Source organism: Aliirhizobium wenxiniae (assembly GCF_019511445.1).
GTDB classification, from domain to species: Bacteria; Pseudomonadota; Alphaproteobacteria; order Rhizobiales; family Rhizobiaceae; genus Neorhizobium; species Neorhizobium wenxiniae_A.
The window spans coordinates 54,118-76,254 of record NZ_JAEUAN010000013.1 but is presented as its reverse complement, the minus strand read 5'-3'; the positions used below and the strand labels follow the sequence as shown (position 1 = coordinate 76,254).

The window sequence follows — 22,137 nt, the reverse complement described above, 5'->3', positions numbered from 1 at the left end:
AACATAAGCATCACGCTCGCGGCGTTCAGCCAACCCGATCAGCTGTTCGGACGATGACTTCTGACGACAGCGGGATCCGTTTCGATACGACCGGCACCGATCAGGTCGAGGCAATAGGGGATTGCTGGGAATACTGCGTTCAACGAGAGGGCAATCGCGTCCGGTTTGCCGGGAAGGTTCAGGAAGAATGTGTGTCCGCGTGTGCCTGCGGTCTGGCGCGACAGGATCGATGTCGGGGTCTGTTCCAGCCCCACCCGGCGCAACAATTCGCCAAAGCCAGGCAATTCCTTTTCCAGCACATGAGCCATGGCTTCGGGCGTCTGGTCACGGGGGGAAGGGCCTGTGCCGCCGGTCGTCAGTACCAGGTCTGCGTCCCTTGTGTCACTTAGCATAATGAGTATGTCACGGACCGAGGTTTCGCCGTCGGGGATGATCACTCGTTCCAATTCGTACGGGCTGGTGATCGCGCGTCGCAGCCAGCTTTCGATCGCAGGGCCGCTGATATCCTCATACTCCCCGCGACTGGCGCGGTCTGAAATGGTGACGACGAAGATTTTCATGTCAGACTCCGAGCACGGACATATGCCGACCGACGCCGGCGACGCCGTTGCGATCAATGGCAAAGGCATGGCCTACGGGTTTATTGGCGAGAGCGTCGAAGATCAATGCTTCCAATTGGTGGTCGGATGCCCCATTGCGCAACGTATCGCGCAGAGCCGTCGCTCCTTCGTTGCCCATGCAGGTGTAAAGCTGCCCGGTGCAGTCGAGCCGCATTCTGTTGCAAATGGAACCATTGATAAGTCATGTAGACCACGCCGAGATTGGTCCGGTCGGTGACTTTTGCGCGCGAAATCACCTTGCCGCGGCGCGAAATGACATGGACGAGTTCTTCGTCCTTCACCCCGAGCTTCTTGGCATCGGCCGGGTTCATGGTGACATAGCCCGGTTCGTCTGCAAGCGCCGTGAGAGCTGAGCAGTTGCCGGTCATCGAACGGCAGGAATAGTGCCCGACTTCGCGTACCGTGCAGAGACCGAGCGGATATTCGTCATCGATTTTTTCAAGTGGCGGGCGCCATTCGGCGGCAAACAGTAAGCCTCTGCTGCTTTCGGTCTGGAATTTGTTCCCTTCATAGAGATAGGGTGTGCCGGGATGACCGGGTTCGGGGCATGGCCACTGGATATAGCCAAGCCCGGCCAGCCGGTCATAGGTTGCGCCCCTGTAGAGATCGCAAAGCGAGATCAGTTCGCTCCAGATCTCCTCCGTATTGTTGTATTTCATCGGATAGCCCATCGCCGTTGCCAGCAGGCCATAGATTTCCCAATCGTGTTTCACATCGCCCTTGGCGTTGACGGCCTTGTAGAAGCGCTGGAAGCCGCGGTCGGCAGATGAGAAGACACCGTCGTGTTCGGCCCATGAGGTCGCAGGCAGGATGACGTCGGCATACGTCGCCGTCTTGGTCATGAAAATGTCCTGGACGAAGATGAAATCGAGTGCTGCAAAGCCTCGGCGCACAGTCTCGAGGTCGGGTTCGGTCTGGGCTGGGTCCTCGCCGAAAATATACATGGCCTTGAGCTTGCCCTCTTCGGCTGCATGCGGCACGTCGGTGATCGACAGACCTACCTTGTCGGGCAGGCTCTGTACATTCCATGCCTTGGCGAATTTTTCGCGAGCCGCGGCGTCGACCACATATTCATAACCCGGGAAAACGTTTGGAAGTGCGCCCATGTCGCAGGCGCCCTGAACATTGTTCTGGCCGCGAACCGGACCTACCCCGACATTGGGACGGCCGAGATTGCCGGTTAGCAATGCCAGCCCGGAAAGGGCTTTCACCACGTCCACCGCCTGGCCCCATTGCGTGACACCCATGCCCCAAAGGATGGTCGCCGACTTGGCACCTGCATACATTCGCATTGCCTTGCGAATTTTCGAGGCCTTCAGGCCGGTAATTTCCTCGACATATTCGGGCGTGTATTTTTCGACTATCTTTTTATCGTCCTCGAAGCCTTCCGCGTAGTCGGGGAGCTGCTGGGCAAGGATCCAGGCGATTGCTCCGAGTGCGGTACCAAGTGCCGCCCCCACCATGATGAATGAAGATAAGCGGCTCGTTTGCCGAGCGGGGCTGTTTCCGTCAGCAATGTTGCGCCGCCGGACTGTTCTGCACCTGCGCCAAACCCTTGGAGGAAGCGGCACAGAACGAGGAGAAGCGGAGCCCACATCACAGGCGAGTTCGCCCGCAAGCGCTTCCATGGCGGCAATGATCGGGAAAAGCTCAGCCACTTCCTCTTCATCGAGAATGGCGACCCTGGCCCCCCTTTGCGGCAAGAGTTCGAGCATGCCTTCGGCGGCAAGCGCCTTGAGTGCCTCCCTGAGCGGCGTGCGGGAAATATCGAATCTCTCGCCGGATGGCAGTCTGAAGATCGATCTCGATCAGGGGCTGCTCAGCCGTTATGCGAGCCTTATCGGTTCGGACCAACTATCGGGCCTCGTCAGTGACGATATCGACCGTTCGGCTAGGCACAAGCTGGCCAATCCGGGCCGTGGCCGGGGGCGCAATGATTACGCCCGCCAGTTCCTCGTTCATCTGACCCGACTGCTTTTCTGGACACCGGAAAACAGGAAATCGGCGGCAAGAACCTGCGAGAAAAGCGTATGGCTGGCCGACATGCAGATGATGATTGCTCGCTCCGATGAAAGAGCCGGTGCCGGGTTGATGTTGAGCGCAATCGCCGGCAGCAACGACCCGGAGGTCAATCATCACTCTCACAACGACGTCGGTCATTTCAGTGTTTATCTGGATGGTGAGCCGATAATCATCGATTTGGGGCAAGGGGCCTATTCGCGAGCCACCTTCACTGAGACGCGATATGACATGTGGCATATCAGTTCGAGGGGGCACAATGTTCCTGCAGTGAATGGCCGGCTGCAATATGCGGGGAAAGGCGCGCAGGCGCGGGATGTTACTTATCTTCGCGAAGGCGCCAGCAGTTTCTTGTCTCTCGATGCGAGCCCCGCTTATTTCAGTGATCCCGGATCGCGCCGCATGATCCGGCATTTCCGCTTCGATCACGATGCGGCTGAAATCTCGATCCGTGACGAGATCGATCCGGGCGAAAAGCTCACCCGTTTTGAGCTTCCGATACATCTGTCCGATCGCGAAATTGAGATTGGGGCAGATGGAGTGTGCCGGATCTACGGAAAAGATCGCGTGCTCATCGTCACGCCGACCAATCTTCGCGTCACCGGCATCGAGCGATCGAGATTACCGATCCGCGTCATTTGGAAGTCTGGGGACCGGGCGTGGTCAAGATCTGCTTTGACGCGGCCGATCTGGACAAGGCGAATTTCGGTCTATCGATAAAGCTCGAGTGAAAAGGCGGAGCGCGTTACTTTGCACTGTTGATTAATCGGGCTGAAGCTACGCAACCCGAATGTAAGGCTCGCTTCGTTCTCGTCCGACAAAAGCCCGGCTGGGCCAAGGGTTTTATGTTCATTACCATTGAAGGCGAGACCGGAGCGGCCAATCTGGTGGTCAGGCCAAACTGTTCGACCTGACTGACGATCTGTCGGCAATTCGATTTGCTCATGATAGTCTTCCTGCCTCAAAATTGGGAAAGAAGGCGTCTACAAATCTGTGGCCTATTCACTCGCGACATTACTAAGCGGTGAAGTGCCGCCGTCAGCAAAACCGCGATAGCGCAGATGGCTTCGGTTCAGGTGTGCACGCATGGCCTCGCGCGCCTTTTCCGAGCTTCCTGTACTGATTGCTTCGCAGATCGCCCGGTGTTCAATGACGGTGTTTTGCACATAGTCAGACGTTATGAGGGCAGGATTAAGCTCTTTTGAGAAAGCCGGTTGCGGCAGGATCTGAAGGCTCATGAGGCTGAAGAATTCAATGAAGGCACCATTGTTCGTCGCCTCTGCAATGGAGCGGTGGAAGACGAAATCGAGATGATCGAGTGCCGCCTCGTCATCCAATGAAGCCTCGAATTGACGCGCGGCATTCCATATGTTCGATTCCTGCGCCCAGGAGCGCCGGACGGCGGCGAGACCTGCGGCGTGCACCTCGAATGCCATCCTGAGTTCCAGAAGATCCATAAAGGATGTCTTGAGGCGGGATAAGGGAGCGAGGGCGACGTCGGCATCGAAAGTGCCCAGTTCTTCCACGCCTGCACGTGGGGTATCACGGACGAACACGCCGACGCCATGTCGCGCTTCAACGACACCTTCGGAACGCAGCGCCGAGACCGCCTCTCGGATAACGGTTCTGCTCACTCCGAATTGCTGTGACAGCTCGTTGAGCGAGCCGAGCTTTATGCCGGCCGAAAGCTGGTTGTCGCTGATATGTGTTTTCAGTGCCTGTATGGTACGGCCCGTCAAAGTGTCCAAAAAATCACCCGTCTTGTGAAGCGCTGGCGGTCTGCGCATGTCTTGATGGATGGCAAGGTAGCACGACCTATCGTGGTGATGCTATCTCTTTAATGCATCTTTTGTTTGATAGAGTGCGCACACTGGATTTTTCTGTGCGTTGCGATCACTGCGATACCTGAAGAAAGAATCTGAGAGATGCTTGAAATGATGCGATTTTCATGTCGTATAATCACATTTAAATTCATATAAATCAGATATTTAGGTTCTATAAAATGCCTGAATTCTTCAGGTGATAGCATCACTAATTTTCTTATTGACAAGAGATAGTATTTCAATAATCTCAAACCATAAGAAGTGAGCAGGCGATCAGCCAGGCCTTCAAGCCTATGACGACCTGCTCCGGGAACATGGTTGCGCTTCTGGCGCATCTTTAAAAATCGGATGGAAAGTCGCTATGGGTGTCGTCTCCGCACGCCTCTCAGAGCTCGGTATCGTATTGCCTACGATCGCGCCAGCCTCTGGGAATTACATATCGCATCGCCTCGTTGGAAGTCTTCTCTTCGTGTCAGGTCAGATACCGCGGATCGATGGTGTCGAGCATTATGTCGGTGTCGTCGGCAGGGATATTTCACCCGAGGATGGTTACAAGGCTGCCCGGCTCTGCGCGCTGAACATCGTGGCGCGAGTCAATGCCGCGCTGGAAGGTGATCTTGATCGCGTCGTGGCCTGCGTCCAGCTGCGCGGCTTCGTCAATGCACCGGCGGACTTCAAGGGGCATCCCGCAGTCATCGATGGTGCTTCCGATCTTCTCGTGGAGATTTTTGGCGACAAGGGTCGCCATGTACGCACGGCGCTCGGCGCCGGTTCGCTGCCGCGCGGGTCATCCGTCGAAGTCGATGCGATTTTCGAGATCGTACCTAAAGCCTGATGAAAAAAGGGGAACTGGCCATGAACGGGACCAGCATTTCGGAAAAAGCCATCTCCATGAGCGGCGTCAACAAGTGGTACGGCCACCTGCAGGTCCTCAAAGGGATCAATCTCGAAGTCGGGCGCGGTGAACATATCGTGCTGTGCGGCCCATCCGGATCCGGCAAGTCGACGCTGATTCGATGCATCAATCATCTGGAGGAGATCCAGGAGGGCAGTATCGCCGTTAACGGCACGACGCTCAGCCAGAAGGGCTCGAATGCCGACCATATCCGCCGCGATGTCGGCATGGTGTTTCAGCAGTTCAATCTCTTCCCGCATCTGACGGTATTGCAGAACTGCATGCTGGCGCAGCGCCGCGTACGCAAGACCTCAGTCGCCGAGGCGAAGGGCAAGGCAATGCGCCATCTGGAACGGGTGCATATCGCCGAGCAGGCACAGAAATACCCGGCCCAGCTTTCCGGTGGCCAGCAGCAGCGCGTGGCAATCGCCCGAGCGCTCTGCATGGATCCCCAGATCATGCTGTTCGACGAGCCGACATCGGCGCTCGATCCGGAAATGGTCAAGGAAGTGCTCGACACGATGATCTCGCTTGCCGACGACGGCATCACGATGATCTGCGTGACCCATGAAATGGGTTTTGCCCGCGCCGTGGCGCACCGCGTCATCTTCATGGATCGCGGCGAGATCATCGAAAGCGCCAAGCCGGATGTGTTCTTCAGCAATCCGAGCCACGAGCGTACCAAGACCTTCCTCAGCCAGATCCTCAATCACTGAGGGGCGGCTGATGAATTATACATTCGACTTCGCCCCCGTTTTTGCCGCCTGGCCGTCGCTTGTCGATGGCGTGATCGGCACATTGAAGATGTCGTCGCTATCGATGATCTTCGGCCTGTCGCTTGGCATCGTCTTCATGATGATGCGGATGAGCAAGCAGCCGGCGCTGAAAGCAATCGCCGTCGGCTATATTGAGATGATCCGTAATACGCCGATCCTCGTGCAGGTCTTTTTCGTCTTCTTCGGCATGCCGGCGATCGGCATTCGCCTGAGCGGTGAACAGGCGGCTATCCTTGCGATGACGCTCAACTGCGCGGCCTATGCGGCGGAAATCGTCCGCGGCGGGGTGCAGTCCATCCGCCCCGGTCAGATCGAGGCGGGCAGGGCGCTCGGCATGCACACGGTCGATATCTACCGCTTCATCGTGTTTCGTCCGGCGATCCGCGCGGTCTACCCGGCTCTGTGCAGCCAGTTCATCCTGATGATGCTGAACTCCAGCCTGATGTCCTCGGTTTCGGCGGAAGAGCTGACCTATTTCGCCCAGACGCTCGATGCCCAGACATTCCGCAGCTTCGAGATCTATCTGACGCTCGGCGTGATCTACCTGGCGCTGTCGCAGTTCTTCTCCATCGCTCTCGGCATGATCGGCCGGGTCTATTTCTCCTATCCGGCAAAGTGAGGCAGCGAGATGATCCGTCAATTCGGTTGGGGTGAGTTCCTCTTTCTGCTCGAAGGCGCACGCTGGACGATTGTCCTTTCGCTGCTCGCCTTCACCTTCGGCGGCGCGCTCGGGCTTGCCGTGGCACTCGGGCGGACCAGCAAATGGGCCTGGCTGCGCATTCTGATCGCGACCTACATCCAGATCTTCCAGGGCACGCCGCTGCTGATCCAGCTGTTCTTCGTCTATTTCGGCCTGCCGCTTCTTGGGTTCAAGGTGGATGTCTGGGTGGCGCTGACGATTGGTCTGTCATTGCACACGAGCGCCTTTCTCGGCGAAATCTGGCGCGGCAGCATCCAGGCTGTGCCGGATGGTCAAAGCGAAGCGGCCCGCGCGCTTGGCATCGGCTACATGCATCGGATGATCGATGTCGTCCTGCCGCAAGCCTTCCGCATCGGCCTGCCGGCGACCATCAGCTTCCTCGTCAACCTGATCAAGGGTACGGCGCTCGCCGCCCTGCTGGGCCTGACCGAGCTTACCCGATCCGGGCAGCTGATGGCCAACATCACCTTTCAGCCGCTGCAGGTCTATGGGGCAGTCGCACTGATCTACTTCATCATCTGCGTACCCCTGACCTATTGCAGCGCAAGGATCGAAAGGCGCCTCAACGCCGCTCGGTAAAACAAGAACGCATGTAAAAAGAAACCAACCAGAGGTGACCACATGTTCAATACAGCATTGACCCTTTCGCGTTCGAAAGTCATGGGCGGATTTGCCGCCATGCTTCTGGCTGCGACCTCCTTTGCCACAACGGCTTTCGCCGTGACGCCGGAAGAGATCAAGGCCAAGGGTACCGCCACGATCGGCGTGCAGATGGACCAGTTTCCGTGGGGCTTCATCGATCCGAAGGGCCAGAACGACGGGTTTGACATCGAGATCGCCAAGCTGATCGCCAAGGAACTCGGCGTCGAGGTGAAGTTCGAGCGCATCACCGGCCAGAACCGCATTCCGCTGCTGGTCAACGGCAATGTCGATTTCCTCGTGCCGTCGATGACAATCACCGAGGAACGCGCCAAGGTCATCCAGTATGTCATTCCCTACTCGTCGAACGACATCACCGTCTGGGGCAAGAAGGACGCAGCCATCAAGGCGAATGAAGATCTCGGCAAATACGTGATCGGCGTCAATCGTGGCAGTGCTTTCGATCCGCTTCTCGTCAAGGTCGCCCCGCCGAATACCGAGATCAAGCGTTTCGACGATGACGCGACGACGGTTCAGTCGCTGCTGTCCGGCCAGGTCGATGCGATCGTCGGCAGCATTACCTACGGCCTCGTCATCAAGCAGGCAGGTTATGACGCGCAGTTCGAGCGCAAGTACAAGGTTGCCGACAACTTTCAGGGCATGGCCGTTCGCAAGGGCGATCAGGAAATGCTCGCCTTCCTCACCGATTTCGTGACCCGTCACACCGCTGACGGCACGCTCGACGCGCTCTACAAGAAGTGGATCGGCGTCGACCGCGCAAAACTCCCGACCACGCTGCCGGGCGTCGATTTTACAGGCAAGCAGTAACATCCCGATCCAGCGCGACCGCTGAAGGCCGCCGCGCCGGACAGAAAACATCAACAACTGAAGAGCTCTTGGCCCCCGCCTGTTCGCGCGGGCGGGGACTGGTCGCTGCACGCCGAAAACCGGGTTTTCGGGCAGCACGCAACAACAGCTCGCTTATGGAGCATGAGACAGACAATGGCGAAAGATGGCAAGCAGATCAGGGTCGGTGTCGATATCGGTGGCACCTTCACCGACGTTGCGATGGAGGTAGGCATCACGCTCCATTCGATCAAAGTGCTGACCGACTATTCCTATCCCGAAAATGCGATCGTCAAGGGTATCCGGCAGGTGGCGGAGGTTGCCGGCGTCGAACTTTCCGAAATCGACACGATCATTCACGGCACGACGCTCGCCACCAATGCACTGATCGAGCGGCGCGGGGCGCGCACCGCCTTCATCACCACCAAGGGTTTTCGCGACGTCATCGAGATGCGCACCGAAAGCCGTTTCGAGCAGTATGACCTCGATATCGTTCTGCCGGCGCCGCTCGTGCCGCGCAACGAACGGTTTGTCGTTGATGAACGTATCGGTGCCGATGGTCTTGTGTTGAAGCCGCTTGATCTCGATGAAGTCGATGCCCTGTGTGATCACATCATCGCTGCCGGCTATGAGAGCGTCGCCATCGGCTTCATCCACTCCTATCTGAACGGCACGCACGAGAAGATCGTGAGAGATCGGCTTCTCGCCAAGAAGGCAGATATTTCGGTTTCGATCTCTTCGGAAGTCTCGCCGCAGATGCGTGAATTCCAGCGTTTCAACACCGTCTGCGCCAATGCTTTCGTCAAGCCGCTGATGGCTTCCTACTTGAACCGCCTCGTCGGTCGCCTGACCGAAGAAGGTACGCGTTGCCCGGTCTTCATGATCCACTCGGGCGGCGGCATCATCAGCGTCGAAAGCGCCGTCGAATTTCCGGTGCGCCTGCTTGAATCTGGCCCGGCCGGCGGTGCGATCTTCGCGGCCCATATTGCCAGCAGCTATGGTCTCGATCAGGTGCTCTCCTATGACATGGGCGGCACGACCGCAAAAATCTGCCTGATCGAAAAACAGACGCCGAAGACCTCGAAGACCTTCGAAGTGGCACGCACCTGGCGCTTCAAGAAGGGCAGCGGCATGCCGATCTCTATTCCCGTTATCGAGATGGTGGAAATCGGCGCAGGCGGCGGCTCGATCGCTACGATCGACAGCATGCGCCAGATCCGCGTCGGCCCTCACAGCGCCGGTTCCGAGCCGGGTCCTGCCTGCTACGGTCGCGGCGGCGCAAACCCGACAGTCACCGATGCCGACCTGATCCTTGGCCGTCTGGATGCCGACGAATTTGCCGGGGGCGCGATGAAGCTTGATCGCCCGGCCTCCGACAAGGCGATGGATACGGATCTCGCCTCCAAGCTCGAGACGGATATTGCAACGGCAGCCTATGGCCTCAGCGAAGTGGTCGACGAGAACATGAGCAATGCGGCGCGCATGCACGCCGTGGAAAACGGCAAGGAGCTTACCGAGTTCACCATGATCGCCTTCGGCGGTGCGGCCCCCATCCACGCGGCGCGCCTTTGCGAAAAGCTCGGCATGGCCGAACTTCTGATCCCGCCGGGTGCCGGTGTCGGCTCGGCCATCGGCTTCCTGCGCGCTCCCTTCGGTTTCGAAAGCGTTCGCAGCGCCTATAGCCGCCTCAGCCGCTTCGATGCTTCCGCGATCAATCAAACGGTTTCAGAGCTGATCGCGGAAGCGACATCCTTCGTGCGCTCAGGCGCGCCGGATGCCGATCCGGATCTCGAGTGCATTGCTTACATGCGTTACGTCGGTCAGGGCTGGGAAGTGCCGGTGACGATCGAGGTTCGTGACTATGCGGATGCCGATGGCGATCTGTTCCGCAAACTGTTCGACGAGCAATACGAACACTTTTTCGGCCGCGTCATCGACGGGCTCGATGTCGAGATCGTCAGCTGGTCACTGCGGGCCACATCCAAGGTCGCGCCGCCGGAGCGGATCGGCAGGACGGCAAAGGCCGGTGAGGCAAAGGTTCGCGGCACTCGCGAGATCTTCGACGTGCAGGAAGGCAGCTTCCAGAAGGCTTCGATCGTCGACCGCGCAGACATGAAACCGGGTGATTTCGTCTCGGGGCCTGCCGTGATCACCGAACGCGAAACCTCGACCATCATTACCGCCAGCCGCGAAGTCATCATGCAGGCCGATGGCTGCCTGCTCGTACGCGTCAAGCAGAGCGCTTGAACGGAGGATCCTATCCATGAAAACCAATGCACTTTCCGACGTTCACATGCAGATCATGTGGAACCGGCTGATCTCCGTCGTTGAAGAGCAGGCCATCACCCTCATCCGTACCGCATTCTCCACGAGCGTGCGTGAATCGGGCGACCTTTCCGCTGGCGTCTTCAACCGCGGCGGCCTGATGATCGCCCAGGCGGTCACCGGCACGCCCGGCCATGTCAACGCGATGGCGGAAGCTGTCGGTCACTTCATCCGCGATATCGGGCCGGAAAACATCTTTGAAGGTGACGTCTACATCACCAACGATCCGTGGAAGGGCACCGGTCATCTGCACGACTTCACCGTCGTCTCGCCGAGCTTCCGCAACGGCGCTCTCGTCGGTTATTTCGCATGCACGGCCCACGTGGTCGATGTCGGCGGCCGCGGTTTCGGGCCGGATGCGAACGAGGTCTACGAAGAAGGCATTTTCGTTCCGATCATGAAGTTCGCCGAGCGCGGCAAGGTCAACAAGGATCTCGTCAACATCCTGCACAACAATGTGCGCGAGAGCCATCAGGTCGTTGGTGACGTCTATTCGCTTGCCGCCTGCAACGAGATCGGCCACCGCCGCCTGATGGACATGATGGAAGAGTTCCAGCTCGTCGATCTGGAGACGCTCGGCGAATTCATCTTCAAGCGCAGCTATGACGCTACGATCGAACGGATCGCTGCACTGCCGAAGGGCTCGTATTCCAACACGATGCGGGTCGATGGCTACGGCTCGCCGATCGATATCGCCGTGCGCCTCGATGTGGGCGATGATCATATCCTTGCTGACTTTGACGGTACTTCGGGGCCGAGCCCGAAAGGCATCAATTGCCCGATCATCTATTCGGCGGCCTATGCCTGCTATGGCATGAAGGTCGCGATCGCGCCCGATATTCCAAATAACCACTATTCGCTCTTGCCGTTCCGCGTCATCGCGCCGAAGAATTGCATCCTGAATGCGCAGCATCCGGCTCCGGTCTCGGTTCGCCACGTGCTTGGCCATCTGGTGCCCGATGCCGTGCTCGGCGCCGTGCACAAGATGTTGCCCGGCAAGATCCCGGCCGAAGGTGCAGGCGCGCTGTGGAACCTGCATGTCAGCGTTCGCCCGCTTCAGGGCGACATGGCTCCGGCCGATGGCGGCCAGCGCGCAGAGGTTCTGCTGTTCAACAGTGGCGGTTCCGGCGCACGCCCGACGCTTGACGGCATGAGCGCCACGGCATTCCCGAGCGGCGTGCATTCCATGTCGATCGAAGCGACCGAGCATGTCGGTCCGGTCATCTTCTGGCGCAAGGAACTGCGTGACGGATCGGGTGGTGCCGGCCAGTTCCGTGGCGGTCTCGGCCAGGTGGTGGAAATCTCGCCGACCGAAGGTCACGAGATGCATTTCAACGCCATGTTCGACCGTGTCGATCATCCGCCGCGTGGTCGCGAAGGCGGTGAAAACGGTGCTGCCGGTGCCGTGCTGCTGGATGACGGAACCCGTCTCGCTTCCAAGGGACGCCAGCATGTTCCGGCTGGTCGCAGGCTGATCCTGCAGCTTCCGGGCGGCGGCGGTTACGGGTCGGCTGATAAGCGGGATGTCGCTGCGGCAGAACGCGATATCGCCTTCGACTACGTCGCTTCGAAATAACTCTCCCAAGAGTGTCGGGCGAGGCAGAGGCCTCGCCCGGTTTCGATCAGAACGCATTCTCCAAGGAAGCCGAAAATGAGTTTCGAGAACCGCCGTGCTGCGGGCATCAAATCGTCTCCGAGCATGGCGATCGCCATGGCGGCAAAGAAGCTGGCATCGGAAGGCCACGACATTATCGACCTGTCGCTGGGCGAGCCGGATTTCGAACCGCCGCCGCATGTGGCGGAAGCGGCCGTTGAAGCGATCCGCAAGGGCGGAATCCGCTATGGCGCCCCAGCGGGAATGGAAAGCTTGCGTCAGGCGATCGTCAAGAAGTTCAAGACGGAAAACGGCCTGGATTACTCGGCCGACGAGGTGATGGTCGCCAATGGCGCCAAGCAGATCCTGTTCGACGTGTTCCTCGCAACACTGGAGCCGGGTGATGAAGTCATCATCCCCACACCTTGCTGGGTGTCTTACGGCGACATCGTCTCGCTGCATGGGGGCACACCGGTCTATCTGACCTGCGGGGCGGATGCCGGTTTCAAGCTATCGGCTGAGCAGCTCGAAGCAGCGATTACACCGAAGACCAGATGGCTGATGCTGAATTCTCCGTCCAATCCAACGGGGGCGATCTATTCCGCCGACGAATATCGTAAGCTTGCCGAAGTGCTGGCGCGCCATCCGCGTATGCTCGTCGTCTCCGACGAGATCTACGAACATGTGCTGTTGAACGACACGCCCTTCGTCTCCTTCGGCGGGGCCTGCCCGCAATTGCGGGAGCGGACCTTGATCGTCAACGGCGTCTCCAAGGCTTACGCAATGACGGGTTGGCGGCTGGGTTATGCGGCAGGCCCGAAGGCGCTGATTTCGACGCTCAACAAGATGCAGTCGCAAAGCGTCTCATGCGTTTCTCCGGTCGCTCAGGCTGCAGCAATCGCGGCCCTGACCGGAGATCAGGCTTTTGTCGGCGAGGGCGCTCGAACATTTGCCGGGCGCGCAAAGATCGTGGCAGGCCGGCTGGCGGAGATCGAGGGGATCGATTTCATAGCGCCCGATGGGGCCTTCTACGCCTTCATCGGCGTGCAGCGACTGATTGGCCGCAAGACCGCCGATGGCGAAGTCCTCGGTGATGATACCGCGTTTGCGGCGCATCTGTTGCAGACATTCGGCCTGTCGAGCGTGCCGGGGGCTGCATTTGCTGCGCCGGGCTTCATCCGCCTGTCTATTGCCGCATCCGAAGCCGAACTCGAGAGCGCCTGCGAGAGGCTGGCCGATATGGTTCGCTCGCTGAAACCCTGAGACGCCAATCCCCGCAACTGAAAATCACGAAAGAGATACCGGATCAGGCATCTCGCAGACAAGGAGGTACATGATGAAGACCGAGGAGTTGAAACAGGTGCTGGGCGCCGGCCTTTTGTCTTTCCCCGTCACGCATTTTGACGGCGAGGGCAAATTCAACGCCAAGAGCTATGCCGAACACGTCAACTGGCTCTCAGGCTACGAGGCCGCCACGCTGTTTGCCGCCGGCGGGACGGGCGAGTTCTTTTCGCTGACGCCGGCGGAAATCCCGCAGATCGTCCGCGTTGCCAAGGAGGCTGCCGGAAAGACGCCGATCGTATCCGGCTGCGGTTATGGCACCGAGATTGCCGTCGGCATTGCCCGATCGGTCGAAAAAGCCGGTGCCGATGGCATTCTGCTTCTGCCGCATTACCTCATCGACGCTCCGCAGGAAGGTCTCTATCGCCATATCAAGGCCGTCTGCCAGTCAACCGGCATGGGCGTCATGGTCTATAACCGCGACAACTCGGTGCTGCAGGCCGATACGCTGGCAAGGCTTTGCGACGAATGCGAAAACCTCGTCGGCTTCAAGGACGGTACCGGTGACATCGGCCTGGTGCGCCAGATCACCGTGAAGATGGGCGATCGGCTGACTTATCTCGGCGGCATGCCGACTGCCGAGCTGTTTGCGGAAGCTTATCTCGGTGCCGGCTTCACCACCTATTCTTCTGCCGTCTTCAATTTCGTACCGGGCCTTGCCGTTGATTTCTACAAGGCGCTTCGCGCCGGCGAGCGGGCAAAATGCGAGAAGATCCTGATCGATTTCTTTTATCCGTTCATGGCGATCCGCAACCGGGCCAAGGGTTATGCCGTTTCCGCCGTCAAGGCCGGTGTGCGCCTCCAGGGCTTTGATGCCGGCCCGGTTCGTCCGCCGCTGCAGGATCTGTCGGCAGAAGAAATGGCGATGATGGAAAAGCTCATCGGTAGCATGAAACGCTGATAGGTTGGATGGCGTGGTGCAGACACATGGCTGCATCACGTCAATTCTGGAAACGCGATAAGCTGTGAGGCGAACGGCCGATAAAGTGCGCGTATGTTCATTCCAAGTCGAACAAAACCGTTCATGGCGACCCGTCACGCGTTCGATGCCGCCATCCAGTGGGGGACATACCCCGACGATTTTTGAATGATTTCGAAAATCCGAGAATATCTGTGATCGACAGGTCTTCTATCGGGCGTACCAGATGGGCCAGAAGCTCCAGAGCGAGCGTGGAAAGCAGTGTCTGATTGTGGACAGCATCGGTTGCTGCAAGCTGGTGAACTCTGGCAAAGACTTCGGATATAGCCTTGCTGCTTCGCATCACCGGCGAGTGTTGAAGCAGATATCCCCTTGAGGCGATGATGTCGTAGGCTTCACCGCCAACGTGATGGTCGGTGAATGCACGGCCTCCTATCTTCTCAAGCTAGCCGGCGCGGTGACGGTGGATCTCGTCACTCTCGACAGCCGAACAGCGCAGTCCTGAGCTGCGGGGGTAGGCTGAAAGGATGCCCTCTCTCGTCCAAATGGGTAGGATAAAGCCGCTCCTTTTTTCGGCTAGAGTTCGAGAGGGGCTTGTAGAGCAAGCCCACATATTTCATCTCCGAATCTTGCGAGAGGGGCATGCCATGGATCGCAGTGCTCGCCGGTGGGCTTCCAACTCCCGTTGGTTGGATGCGCTGGTTCCCAAATATCTGAGCGCTGGCAGAAATGAGAAATCAGGCAAGCCTGCAGGCGGCCGTGAGGTCAAGGTTGCGGCACATGCGCAGGCCGCAGGTGGAAACGATAGTGGCGCAATTTCCGAAGATCCCGACAACAACTCTGCCCTCGGCGAGGATGCGGCTGGACAGCGGGCGGTTCAGGACGCGGACCTTGAGGCCAGGATCGACGAAACCGGCAACGCGACAACGACCATAGCGGAGACGGTTGCGCCGACTTCTGCAATGCGATCGATCGGTGGAAGGGGCGATGCGTTGCCATCGGCCGCAATGCCGCAACATTTCGCGTTCTTCCAGCGGGAGAAAAACGGTGCTTCGTTCGGCGGCCAGTCGTCCGTTCATTCGACCTATTCGGCAGCCACTTCACTTCCCGATGATCCCCTGGCTGCCTATCTGCAGCAGAGCCCGGCGCAGGTGACGTCAGGGAGCGGAGCTACGCCGGATCCGAATGCGGCTGCAAGCAGGACGGCCTCTTCAGGTAATGTCGTCATTCTCGAGACGGCACCTTCGGCGCAGACGGCGGCCCATCTTGGCGGCACTCATTCCCTGGCGGTCGGCATGCCCTTCGGTGTCTGCGGATGCGGCTATCTCACCTCGCCCACGCGGATGCTCGACTGGGCGCAGAAGGGTGGAATATTGCGGGAAGACGGGCAATTGCCCGGAACGAGGCTGACCGAAGGGCCGGACCATGTGGCGACATCCAAACCGACCATGGGGCCCTCTACCAGCGATCCCCTGCTCGATCGTGACCTCGCACCCGCGCCGGACTGGCGGGGGACAGCTACCGGAACCCAATCGAAGACCTGGACCGGATCCTTGCCGGGCGGCGGCGAAACGGGGACAGGTCCGACCAATTCCAAAGGCATTGGTTATCTCGGTGGCTCCGTCACCACGCGCACCGCTGGCAGGCCTGCCGCGCCTGCGACGGTCACGGCCATCAACCCGATCGTGCTGGAAAACCAGTTGCAGGGCAATCCCGAGAGCGAGTGGGGCATCGACGGTGCGGGCAGCACAAACATTGAGGGGTTCGCCACCGATATCAGCGTCGATAACGGCAAGACCATCGATTTCAAGATCAATACGAATTCGACCAATTATCGCATCGATATCTATCGGCTTGGCTATTACGGAGGGATGGGTGCCCGAAAGGTCGATACACTTCAGCATACCGGGCTGCAGTCGCAGCCGACACCGTTGCGCAATGGCGCGACCGGCACGGTGGATGCGGGCAACTGGTCCGTCTCGGCCTCCTGGGCCGTGCCCGACGATGCCGTTTCCGGCGTCTATATCGCCAAGCTCGTGCGCCAGGACGGCACGTTCGGAGAAAACCACATCCCCTTCATCGTGCGTGACGATGACAGCCGGAGTGACATTGTCTTCCAGACGGCCGACCAGACCTGGCAGGCCTATAACGGCTGGGGCGGAGCCAATTTCTACGGTGGAAACGGGCCCGCCACAGGGCAGGGGGCAGGGCGGGCCTATGCGGTCAGCTACAACAGGCCGATCGCGACCCGCGGCGGGGTCGGCACCTTTGCCGGTCCGCAGGATTATCTGTTCGGGGCCGAATATGCGGGCATCTATTGGCTGGAGCAGAACGGCTATGACGTTTCGTATATGTCGGGCGTGGATGCCGACCGTTACGGGAGCCTGCTTCTCAACCACAAAATGTATCTCGATGTCGGGCATGATGAATACTGGTCCGGGCAGCAACGGGCCAATGTCGAGGCGGCGCGCGATGCCGGCGTGCATCTGCAATTCTGGAGCGGCAACGAGGTCTATTGGCGAACGCGCTGGGGCAATAGCTACAGCAGCGATGCGACGCCTTACCGTACGCTGATTTCCTACAAGGAAACCTGGGCGCCCGGCAGCAGCATCGATCCTTCCAATGAGTGGACGGGCACGTTCCGCGATCCGCGCCAGAGCCCGCCAGCGATTGGCGGGGGAAGCCCGGAGAATTCGCTGACGGGACAATTGTTCAAGGTGGATGACGTCGGCACCAATCTTCAGTCGATCACCGTTCCTTATGATGATGCCAACCTGCGCTTCTGGCGTAATACGAGTGTCGCCAATCTTCAGGCGGGCCAGACGGCAACGCTGACCAAGAACTATCTGGGCTATGAATGGGATGAAGCGGTCGATAACGGTTTCGACCCAGCGGGCCTTGTGAAACTGTCGTCCACGACGCTGCCGGTTAACACCTATCTGCTCGACTACGGGAATACGACCGGCAGCGCTGTCTCGACCCACAATCTGACGCTCTATCGTGCGCCGAGCGGTGCGCTGGTGTTCGGCGCAGGCACCGTCTACTGGTCCTGGGGATTGAGCGACAATCACGACAAGGAGGTGACGCCGACCGATCCGCGCGTGCAGCAAGCCATGGTCAACCTCCTGGCCGATATGGGCATTCAACCGGGCACGCTGCAATCGGGGCTGATCGCTGGCATCGAGTCCAGCGACGAGACGGCTCCCACATCCGTCGTCAATGCGCTCGCGACCGTTGCGGTCGGATCTGCCGTCACCTTGACCGGCACAGCCACCGATACGGGCGGCGGGGTGATTGCCGGGGTGGAAGTCTCCACCGACAACGGCGCGAGTTGGCATCCGGCGACGGGCGACGAGAACTGGACATATTCATGGACGCCGACGGCTGCGGGAACCTATACGATCCGGTCCCGCGCGGTGGATGACAGTATCAACCTTGAAACGCCGTCGGCGGGGCGTACGGTGACGGTCGCTGGACCGAGCTACACGTCCTTGTTTCCGGCTTCGGCGACGCCGGCCGTTGCCAACACCGCCGATACGTCGGCGGTCGAACTCGGCATCCGCTTCCAGACATCGGCGGCCGGCACGGTGAGCGGTATCCGGTTCTACAAGGGCAACCAGAATACGGGTACCCATACAGGATCGCTTTGGGACAGCACGGGCACACGGATTGCGACCCTCACGTTCACCGGCGAGACCGCCAGCGGCTGGCAGACGGGTACTTTCGCAAGTCCGGTGACCCTGACGCCGGGGCAGGTCTATACCGCCTCCTATCACACCAGTGCCGGTTATTATTCATCAACGGCCAACTACTTCACCTCCAACCTGACAAGTGGCCCGCTGACAGTGCCGGGCAGCAATAATGGTGTGTTCGTCTATGGCAATGGCGGCACGGCTCCGACCGAAACGTACGAGGCGACGAATTACTGGGTCGATGTGATGTTCAATCCATCGACGGGCACGCCCGGCAACACGGCGCCGACAGCGGTGGCCGATGCGGGCGAGGCGACGGAGAAGGGTGGGATTGCCAATGCCACAGGCGGCTCGAACGCCACCGGCAATGTGCTGACCAACGACACGGATCCGGATGCCGGGGATACCAAGACCGTCACCGCCGTGCGTTTTGGGACCACCACCGGTTCGCTTGGCAACGCTCTGGCCGGGTCTTATGGCAGCCTCGTTTTGAATGCGGCCGGGGTCTATACCTATACGATCAACGAGAGCAATGCCGCCGTTCAGGCATTGCGGCTGTCGACCAATACGCTGAGCGATGTGTTCAGCTATACGATGCGGGACACTGCCGGGGCGACAGCCGTGGCCAATCTCACGGTGACCATCCGCGGGGCCAATGATGCGCCGGTGCTGGCAGCCCAGACGGCCAACCAGAATGCGACGATCGGGACAGCCTATTCCTTTGTCCTGCCGGCCAACACGTTCACGGATGTCGACAGCGGCGATACGCTGACCTACACGGCGACCTCGGCAGACGGCTCGGCTTTGCCCGGCTGGCTGAGTTTCAATGCCTCGACGCGCACGTTCAGCGGCACGCCGACGGCAGCCGGCACCTATGGCGTCAGGGTGGCCGTGGCCGATATCGGCGGGCTTTCCGCCAGCGAGACCTTCAATATCGTGACATCGACGACGCCGCAGCCTGCGAGCTACAGCCTGTTCTCGACGTCCGCGACACCGGCCGTCACCAACAATTCCGATACGAATGCCGTCGAACTCGGGGTTCGGTTCCAGACATCGGTGGCCGGAACGGTGAGCGGTATCCGCTTCTACAAGGGCAGTCAGGATACGGGGACGCATACGGGATCGCTGTGGAACAGTTCAGGCACGCGGATCGCGACCCTTACCTTCACCGGCGAGACAGCCAGTGGTTGGCAGACGGCGAATTTCTCCAGTCCCGTAACGTTGACGCCCGGACAGATCTATACGGCCTCCTACTACACCAGTGCCGGTCGTTACTCGACGACGTCCAATTACTTCACGTCCAATGTGACGAGCGGACCGCTCACCGCACCCGGCAGCAATAATGGCGTCTTCGCCTATGGCAGCGGTAATGTGGCTCCGACCGAGACCTATCAGGCGACGAATTACTGGGTCGATGTGATCTTCGATCCAACGGTGGGCACGCTCGGCAACGCGACGCCGACGGCGGTGGCCGATGCGGGCGAGGCGACGGAGAAGGGCGGTATTGCCAATGCCACGGGCGGTTCGAACGCCACCGGCAATGTGCTGACCAACGATACGGATCCGGATGCCGGGGATACAAAGACCGTTACCGCTGTGCGCTTCGGCACGACGACCGGTACGCTCGGCAACGCGCTGACCGGGACTTATGGCAGTCTGGTCCTCAATGCGGCCGGGGCGTATACCTATACGATCAACGAGAGCAATGCCGCGGTGCAGGCGCTGCGACTGTCGACCAACACGTTGAGCGATGTGTTCAGTTATACGATGCGGGATACTGCCGGGGCGACCGCTACCGCCAATCTTACCGTCACCATCCGCGGCGCCAATGATGCGCCGGTGCTTGCCGCCCAGACGGCCAACCAGAATGCGACGATCGGGACGGCCTATTCCTTCGTACTGCCGGCCAATACGTTCACCGATGTCGATAGCGGCGATACGCTGACCTATACGGCGACATCGGCCGATGGCTCGGCCTTGCCGAGTTGGCTGAGCTTCAATGCCTCGACGCGTACGTTCAGCGGCACGCCGACGGCAGCCGGTACCTATGGCGTCAGGGTGGCCGCGACTGATATCGGCGGGCTTTCCGCCAGCGAGACTTTCAATATCGTAACCTCGACGACGCCGCAGGCCGCGAGCTACAGTCTTTTCTCCGCGTCGGCGACGCCTGCCCAAACGGGCCTCAGGGACGGTTCGCAAATTGGGCTTGGGGTAAAATTCCGCTCGAGCGCCGCCGGCCAGATCACCGGCATCAAGTTCTATCGCAGCCCCGGTGATACCGGCCAGAACGTTGTCGATCTGTGGTCGGCGACCGGCACGAGGCTGGCGACGGCCAATTTTACCAACACTTCGGCCACCGGCTGGCAGACCGTAAACCTTGCAACGCCTTATACGATCGCGGCCAACACGACCTATGTCGCCTCCTATCACACGACCGGCACCTATGTGGCGAGCAACGGCTTCTTCGGCAGCGCCGTCACCAGCGGTCCGTTGACAGCACTGTCCAGTTCTGCCGCCGGCGGCAACGGGGTCTATGCCTATGGCGGATCGGCGACCCAGGGCATCTTCCCGAACAGCACATATGATTCCGCCAATTACTGGGCCGATGTCGTCTTCCGGCCGCAACTTGCCGCATGACGGGCAGATGGGAGAGGCAGGGTGCTGAACGAGGCTGAGATGATGCAAGGGCCGATCGCGGCGCATGTCGGCATAAAAGGCTTGCCGGCGGGCGTGGATAACAGGCTGCCGGTGACGGTGCTTGCCGGATTTCTCGGCTCCGGCAAGACGACGCTGCTCAGCCATGTGCTGACAAACCGTGAGGGGCTGCGGGTTGCGGTCATCGTCAACGACATGAGCGAGGTGAACATCGACGCCAGCCTCATTCGCAACGGCAATTGCAACCTCTCGCACACGACGGAGACTTTGGTCGAGCTCAGCAATGGCTGCATATGCTGCACCCTGCGCGAAGACCTTCTGGCGGAAGTGCGGCGGCTGGCGGAAGCGGGGAAATACGACTATCTGCTGATCGAGGGGACCGGCATTGCCGAACCACGCCCGATCGCCGCAACCTTTTCCTTTCGCGACGAGAATGGTGTCTCGCTTTCCGATTTTGCCAGGCTGGACACGATGGTGACCGTCGTCGATGCCGCCAGCCTGTTTGCCGATTACAGCAGTGCCGATATGCTGAAGGACCGCGGGCTCGAGCGGGACGGCGAGGACAGCCGCACTCTCATTGATCTGCTGGTGGACCAGATCGAGTTTGCCGATATCGTCGTGATCAACAAGATTTCCGACGTTTCCGAAGAGGTTCGGGCGGAGCTTCGCAAGACGGTTGCCGCGCTCAATCCCGATGCGCGCCAGGTAGAGGTCGATTTCGGTGAGGTTGCTCTTGCGGCCATTCTCAATACCGGTCTCTTCGATGAGGAGAAGGCCGCTGCACATCCGCTATGGCACAAGGAGCTTTACAATCCGGAAGAGCACGTGCCCGAGACGGAGGAATACGGCGTTTCCAGTTTCGTCTATCGCACGCGGCGTCCGTTCGACCCGGAAGGATTCCGGGCTTTTCTGGACGAGCCATGGCCCGGCGTCATTCGTGCCAAGGGTCATTTCTGGCTTGCGACGCGGCCGCGTCATGTCGGGATCATGTCGGTCGCCGGGGTGCAGCGACGCTGCGAACCGATGGGCCTGTGGTGGGCCGCCGTTCCGCGAGCAGACTGGCCGAGCCATGAGCAGTTTCGTCAGCATGTGGAAAGCTGGTGGGACAGCGCCTGGGGCGATCGTCGCCAGGAGCTGGTGTTTATCGGTGTGGGCATGGACGAGGCCGGTATCCGAGCCTCACTGGACGGATGCTTGGCAAGCCCCAATCCACCGGATTGGGCTCAACTTCGGGACCCGTTTCCGGCCTGGTAGACCTGCGCGTCGCATCTTGGTGCTGAGAGATGCTGTGTC

Annotated in this window: 16 protein-coding genes and 1 pseudogene; 12 read left to right on the top strand and 5 right to left on the bottom strand. The window is 59.7% G+C overall.

Annotated features, from left to right (window positions below):
* Window positions 1–38 precede the first annotated feature (38 nt).
* The 3 genes and pseudogenes from mog to JNB91_RS16825 all read right to left on the bottom strand — a co-directional run.
* Window positions 39–560, bottom strand: a complete 522-nt coding sequence (mog, locus tag JNB91_RS16830; protein WP_220326673.1) for a molybdopterin adenylyltransferase — start codon at window positions 558–560, stop codon at window positions 39–41.
* Between the two features lies 1 nt (window position 561).
* On the bottom strand, window positions 562–738 hold the full coding sequence (locus tag JNB91_RS31670) for a hypothetical protein (protein ID WP_430736297.1): 177 nt from the start codon (window positions 736–738) through the stop codon (window positions 562–564).
* A 31-nt stretch (window positions 739–769) separates the two neighbouring features.
* Window positions 770–2,386: pseudogene (locus JNB91_RS16825) on the bottom strand (molybdopterin-dependent oxidoreductase); the annotation flags it as partial.
* Between JNB91_RS16825 and JNB91_RS16820 the strand changes: the two are divergent.
* The gene (locus JNB91_RS16820) at window positions 2,334–3,359 is read left to right on the top strand and encodes a heparinase II/III domain-containing protein (RefSeq protein ID WP_220326672.1); all 1,026 of its coding nucleotides are present in this window, start codon (window positions 2,334–2,336) and stop codon (window positions 3,357–3,359) included. The pseudogene JNB91_RS16825 and the gene JNB91_RS16820 sit on opposite strands and share 53 nt — an antisense overlap.
* Before the next feature lie 278 nt (window positions 3,360–3,637).
* Here the strand turns inward: JNB91_RS16820 and JNB91_RS16815 are convergent, their stop codons facing one another.
* Together JNB91_RS16815 and JNB91_RS16810 are read right to left on the bottom strand one after the other, a co-directional pair.
* On the bottom strand, window positions 3,638–4,387 hold the full coding sequence (locus JNB91_RS16815; RefSeq protein ID WP_220326671.1) for a FadR/GntR family transcriptional regulator: 750 nt from the start codon (window positions 4,385–4,387) through the stop codon (window positions 3,638–3,640).
* Between the two features lie 89 nt (window positions 4,388–4,476).
* Window positions 4,477–4,797, bottom strand: coding sequence for a hypothetical protein (locus tag JNB91_RS16810; protein ID WP_220326670.1), 321 nt, complete (start codon window positions 4,795–4,797; stop codon window positions 4,477–4,479).
* Window positions 4,798–4,823: 26 nt separating this feature from the next.
* Here JNB91_RS16810 and JNB91_RS16805 point away from each other — a divergent pair, with 26 nt between their 5' ends.
* The 11 genes from JNB91_RS16805 to JNB91_RS16755 all read left to right on the top strand — a co-directional run bounded on the left by JNB91_RS16805 (window position 4,824) and on the right by JNB91_RS16755 (window position 22,098).
* The gene (locus tag JNB91_RS16805; RefSeq protein ID WP_220326669.1) at window positions 4,824–5,297 is read left to right on the top strand and encodes a RidA family protein; all 474 of its coding nucleotides are present in this window, start codon (window positions 4,824–4,826) and stop codon (window positions 5,295–5,297) included.
* 20 nt (window positions 5,298–5,317) lie between these two features.
* The gene (locus tag JNB91_RS16800; RefSeq protein ID WP_220326668.1) at window positions 5,318–6,073 is read left to right on the top strand and encodes an amino acid ABC transporter ATP-binding protein; all 756 of its coding nucleotides are present in this window, start codon (window positions 5,318–5,320) and stop codon (window positions 6,071–6,073) included.
* 10 nt (window positions 6,074–6,083) lie between these two features.
* On the top strand, window positions 6,084–6,752 hold the full coding sequence (locus JNB91_RS16795; RefSeq protein ID WP_220326667.1) for an amino acid ABC transporter permease: 669 nt from the start codon (window positions 6,084–6,086) through the stop codon (window positions 6,750–6,752).
* A gap of 9 nt (window positions 6,753–6,761) precedes the next feature.
* The gene (locus JNB91_RS16790; protein WP_220326666.1) at window positions 6,762–7,412 is read left to right on the top strand and encodes an amino acid ABC transporter permease; all 651 of its coding nucleotides are present in this window, start codon (window positions 6,762–6,764) and stop codon (window positions 7,410–7,412) included.
* Between the two features lie 42 nt (window positions 7,413–7,454).
* Window positions 7,455–8,300 carry a transporter substrate-binding domain-containing protein gene (locus JNB91_RS16785; protein WP_220326665.1) on the top strand — a complete coding sequence of 282 codons (846 nt, stop codon included), beginning with the start codon at window positions 7,455–7,457 and terminating at the stop codon, window positions 8,298–8,300.
* Between the two features lie 174 nt (window positions 8,301–8,474).
* Complete coding sequence (locus tag JNB91_RS16780) at window positions 8,475–10,565, top strand: hydantoinase/oxoprolinase family protein (RefSeq protein WP_220326664.1); 2,091 nt, start codon at window positions 8,475–8,477, stop codon at window positions 10,563–10,565.
* A 16-nt stretch (window positions 10,566–10,581) separates the two neighbouring features.
* Window positions 10,582–12,219 (top strand): hydantoinase B/oxoprolinase family protein, encoded by a 1,638-nt coding sequence (locus JNB91_RS16775; RefSeq protein WP_220326663.1) that lies wholly within the window; start codon window positions 10,582–10,584, stop codon window positions 12,217–12,219.
* 75 nt (window positions 12,220–12,294) lie between these two features.
* Window positions 12,295–13,500 (top strand): pyridoxal phosphate-dependent aminotransferase, encoded by a 1,206-nt coding sequence (locus tag JNB91_RS16770; RefSeq protein ID WP_220326662.1) that lies wholly within the window; start codon window positions 12,295–12,297, stop codon window positions 13,498–13,500.
* 73 nt (window positions 13,501–13,573) lie between these two features.
* Window positions 13,574–14,479, top strand: coding sequence for a 5-dehydro-4-deoxyglucarate dehydratase (gene kdgD, locus JNB91_RS16765; RefSeq protein ID WP_220326661.1), 906 nt, complete (start codon window positions 13,574–13,576; stop codon window positions 14,477–14,479).
* Between the two features lie 665 nt (window positions 14,480–15,144).
* Window positions 15,145–20,826 carry a DUF4082 domain-containing protein gene (locus JNB91_RS16760; protein WP_220326660.1) on the top strand — a complete coding sequence of 1,894 codons (5,682 nt, stop codon included), beginning with the start codon at window positions 15,145–15,147 and terminating at the stop codon, window positions 20,824–20,826.
* A 42-nt stretch (window positions 20,827–20,868) separates the two neighbouring features.
* On the top strand, window positions 20,869–22,098 hold the full coding sequence (locus JNB91_RS16755) for a GTP-binding protein (RefSeq protein WP_220326755.1): 1,230 nt from the start codon (window positions 20,869–20,871) through the stop codon (window positions 22,096–22,098).
* Window positions 22,099–22,137: the final 39 nt, after the last annotated feature.

Excerpts from the sequence above, each read along its gene's own strand:
- mog (WP_220326673.1), bottom strand. The coding sequence starts at position 560 with ATGAAAATCTTCGTCGTCACCATTTCAGACCGCGCCAGTCGCGGGGAG.
- JNB91_RS31670 (WP_430736297.1), bottom strand. The coding sequence starts at position 738 with ATGGGCAACGAAGGAGCGACGGCTCTGCGCGATACGTTGCGCAATGGG.
- JNB91_RS16820 (WP_220326672.1), top strand. The coding sequence starts at position 2,334 with ATGCCTTCGGCGGCAAGCGCCTTGAGTGCCTCCCTGAGCGGCGTGCGG.
- JNB91_RS16810 (WP_220326670.1), bottom strand. The coding sequence starts at position 4,797 with ATGCGCCAGAAGCGCAACCATGTTCCCGGAGCAGGTCGTCATAGGCTT.
- JNB91_RS16805 (WP_220326669.1), top strand. The coding sequence starts at position 4,824 with ATGGGTGTCGTCTCCGCACGCCTCTCAGAGCTCGGTATCGTATTGCCT.
- JNB91_RS16800 (WP_220326668.1), top strand. The coding sequence starts at position 5,318 with ATGAACGGGACCAGCATTTCGGAAAAAGCCATCTCCATGAGCGGCGTC.
- JNB91_RS16795 (WP_220326667.1), top strand. The coding sequence starts at position 6,084 with ATGAATTATACATTCGACTTCGCCCCCGTTTTTGCCGCCTGGCCGTCG.
- JNB91_RS16790 (WP_220326666.1), top strand. The coding sequence starts at position 6,762 with ATGATCCGTCAATTCGGTTGGGGTGAGTTCCTCTTTCTGCTCGAAGGC.
- JNB91_RS16785 (WP_220326665.1), top strand. The coding sequence starts at position 7,455 with ATGTTCAATACAGCATTGACCCTTTCGCGTTCGAAAGTCATGGGCGGA.
- JNB91_RS16780 (WP_220326664.1), top strand. The coding sequence starts at position 8,475 with ATGGCGAAAGATGGCAAGCAGATCAGGGTCGGTGTCGATATCGGTGGC.
- JNB91_RS16775 (WP_220326663.1), top strand. The coding sequence starts at position 10,582 with ATGAAAACCAATGCACTTTCCGACGTTCACATGCAGATCATGTGGAAC.
- JNB91_RS16770 (WP_220326662.1), top strand. The coding sequence starts at position 12,295 with ATGAGTTTCGAGAACCGCCGTGCTGCGGGCATCAAATCGTCTCCGAGC.
- kdgD (WP_220326661.1), top strand. The coding sequence starts at position 13,574 with ATGAAGACCGAGGAGTTGAAACAGGTGCTGGGCGCCGGCCTTTTGTCT.
- JNB91_RS16760 (WP_220326660.1), top strand. The coding sequence starts at position 15,145 with ATGGATCGCAGTGCTCGCCGGTGGGCTTCCAACTCCCGTTGGTTGGAT.
- JNB91_RS16755 (WP_220326755.1), top strand. The coding sequence starts at position 20,869 with ATGCAAGGGCCGATCGCGGCGCATGTCGGCATAAAAGGCTTGCCGGCG.